Genomic DNA, 3317 nt, shown 5'->3' with positions numbered 1-3317 from the left:
GACCGCGATGCTGTAGTCGTAGCTGATCGCGTGCGGGCGCGTCGTGCGCAGATCCCACGTGAAACGGTGCATGCCCGCGCCCGTCGCGGGCTTCGCGTCGGGCTTCACCCATTCCTCGGCGAAGTAGCGCTCGGCACTGCGCCACGGCGACACCGCGTCGCTCGCGAAGCGGCGCACGAGTGCGCCCTGCGCATCGCGGATCTCGATCGCGACCGCGCCCTTCGCCGCGTGCGGCAATCGGTAGTCGAGGATGGCGCCATCCGGCGGATTGGTACCGAGCGGGGTATCGGCGGGCAGCGGCGTGTCCTTGTTCTGGCTGCGGCGCAGGCGATACGCGGGCGATGGCGTGAAGAGGAATGCGCCATCGTGCGCCCGCGCCTGCGCCATCTGGCGCAGCGGCGCCACATCGTCGAGCACCCATATCGCGCGCCCCTGCGTCGCCGCGATGAGGTCGTTGCCGTGCACGAGCAGGTCGCGCACCCACGCGACCGGCAGGTTCTGCTGCAGCGGCTGCCACTGCGCGCCATCGTCGAAGGACACATACACGCCGATGTCGGTGCCCGCGTAGAGCAGGCCCGGGCGCTGCGGATCCGCGCGCACCACGCTCACGAAGTGATCCGGCGGCAGGCCGCCGGTGATCGCGCGCCAGGTCCTGCCGTAGTCGTGCGTACGCAGGATGCGCGGCGAGAAATCATCCTGGCGGTGGTTGTCGATCGCCGCGTACGCGGTGCCCGCCTGCAGCGCGGAGACATCGAGCGCGCTCACCTTGCCCCAGTCCGGGACCGCCTTCGGCGTGATGTCCTGCCAATGCGCGCCGCCGTCGCGCGTGAGATGGATGCGGCCGTTGTCGGTGCCGATCCACAATTCGTCGTTGTCGCGCGGCGAAGGCGCGATGCTCATGATGACGCCGTAGCCGCACGCGCTCGCGCGCGCGACCGGCACGTCGCCGCTGCAGCCCTTCGCCCCTTCACGCTTGCCGCTGAGGTCGCCGCTGATCGCCTGCCACTGTTCGCCGCGATCGGTGGAGCGGAACAGCACCTGCGCGCCGGCGTACAGCGCGTACGGCGGCTTCGCCGAGAAGGCGATCGGCGTGAACCAGGTGTACCGGTATTTCACGTCGGTGCCGCGCTCGCCGTAGCTCGACACCGGCCACGGCGACACGTTCTGCACTTCGCCCGTGCGCGCGTCCCAGCGCGAGATGCGCCCGCCGAGGCCGGAGCCGAACACGATGTTCGCGTCTTCGGAGTCCGGCAGGTCGTAGTCGCGCTCGTCGCCGCCGACCGGGTGCCAGTCGCGGTAGGACAGCGCGCCGTAGTCGCTGCGGCTGGCGATGGCGACCGTGCCCGAGTCCTGCTGCCCCGAGTAGATCCAGTACGGGAAGCGATCGTCCGCGGCCAGGTGATAGAACTGCCCGGTCGGCTGGTTGTACCAGTCGCTCCAGCTCCTGCCGCCGTCCACGCTCACCACCGTGCCCTGGTCGCTCGCGGTGACCATGCGCTCGGGGTGCTTGGGGTTGATCCAGAGGTGATGGTAGTCGTCGCCGCCAGGTGAGCCCTTGATGATGGTGAAGGTCTTGCCGGCGTCGGTGGATCGGTGGATGGACTGGCCGACCGTATAGAGCGTATCCGGCTGGCCCGGTGCCACGGTGAGGCGGCTCTCGTACCACGTGCTCACGGCTTTCGCGTCGTTCACGCGCTGCCAGTGCGCGCCGCCGTCGTCGGAGCGGTAGAGGCCGCCGTGCTCGCCCGAGTCGATCGATGCGTACACGCGCGTCTCGCCATCGGCGAGGTGCGTCACGCCGAGCCCGATGCGCCCGAGCGCGCCCGCGGGCCAGCCTTCGCCGCCGAGCCGACGCCAGTGCACGCCGCCATCGTCGGACCGCCAGATCGCGCTGCCCTCGCCTTCGATCGGCGTGAAGTAGCTCAGCCACGGCCAGTTGCGCGCCGGCCACGCCGCCGCGAACACGATGTCGGGCTGCGCCGGGTCCGCCGCGAGATCCACCACGCCCGTCTGCGCATCGATCTTAAGCGTATGCGTCCAATGCCGGCCGCCATCCGTGCTGCGGAACACGCCGCGCTCCGCATTCGAACCGAACACATGCCCGAGCGCACCGACCAGCAGCGTGTCCGCATCCGTCGGCGACACGAGGATCGCGCCGATATGCCGCGTCGCCTCCAGCCCCACCCGCTGCCAGTGCGCGCCACCATCGTCGGAGCGATACACGCCATCCCCCGCGGCGATGTCGTAGCGCGGCTCCGGATGCCCCATGCCCACATAGAGCACGCGCGGATCCGACGGCGCCACCGCAATCGCCCCCACCGGCGCGGACGCGAGCCCGACCGACACCGGCTGCCACGTCGCGCCCGCATTCACCGTCTTCCACACACCGCCACCGGCGGCGCCGAAGTAGAACGTGTCTGGCTGATCCGCCACGCCTGTGGCCATCGTGGACCAGCCGGCGCGGAAGGGGCCTAGGAGGCGCCATTGCGCGCTTGGGAGGTCGGACGGGACTTGGGCGGTGGCTGTGGCTGAGCTGATTGCCGCGAATGCGAAAGAAATCGACGGCAGGAAGGAGCTACGACGGAAGGTCATCGGCGACTTCTTCGGCATTGTGGCGAAGCGCCTCACCTTACTCTTGAGGTCGAGGAAGATCACGCTGGGCCCGATGGCGTAGTGCGAGGCAACTCAGGAGGGCCGCGGGATTGGGCTGCCGCGTCCCGACCCGAACCTTCGTTTCCCGTGGTATCCGCTCTCGTCGGCATGTCCTCTCCCCTTCGCCTTGGCGGAACGCTCCGCCGCAGGCGCCGCGTGCGTGGCGCTGCGCAAGCGAAATGTCGTGTGTCCCGTGCGACGAAAGAGGAGTGGTTCGACGCGCGCCTGTCTCACCGCGCACACGACGCCTCGGCCAAGTGCGACCGCGGCGGTGCGGTGGGTGCGCGTGGACGCCGCCGTCGCCGGAGACGTACGCTGGGGCGCCGAGACATGATTTCACCGGGCATGTAGAGAACCCGCCCCCGGCTCCGACTTACCCCCTGAAAGCCGCCCATTCCGGTCCGGCTCGAGAGGAGACACCCGATGAAGTACATGCTCATGATGCACGCGCCGAAGGAAGGCTGGACCACCGCGGGCATCGGCACCTGGCCGCCTAAGGACATCCAGGCGCACATCCGGTTCATGATGGATCTCAACGCGCAGCTGCGCGCATCGGGAGAACTCGTCGATGCGCAGGGCCTCGCCGGTCCCGAGGAAGCGAAGCTCGTGCGGGCGCGCGCGGATGGCTCGCCGGATACGGACGGGCCGTTCGCGGAGGCGAAGGA

2 protein-coding genes are annotated in these 3317 nt (G+C 69.6%); one reads left to right on the top strand and one right to left on the bottom strand.

Features of this window, described 5'->3' with window-relative positions:
* Positions 1-2433, bottom strand: a 2433-nt coding sequence (locus ACTHK2_RS07040) for a WD40/YVTN/BNR-like repeat-containing protein (protein ID WP_440244997.1), incomplete at its 3' end; no start/stop codon positions are given.
* Between the two features lie 642 nt (positions 2434-3075).
* On the opposite strand from ACTHK2_RS07040, the gene ACTHK2_RS07035 reads away from it, so the two are divergent.
* On the top strand, positions 3076-3317 hold a 242-nt coding region (locus tag ACTHK2_RS07035), incomplete at its 3' end, for a YciI family protein (protein WP_440244996.1).

The sequence above is a fragment of the Dokdonella sp. genome (assembly GCF_051958935.1).
Classification (GTDB): Bacteria; Pseudomonadota; Gammaproteobacteria; order Xanthomonadales; family Rhodanobacteraceae; genus Dokdonella_A.
The sequence above is the reverse complement of the archived record's forward strand: the minus strand, read 5'-3'. Positions and strand labels throughout refer to the sequence as shown.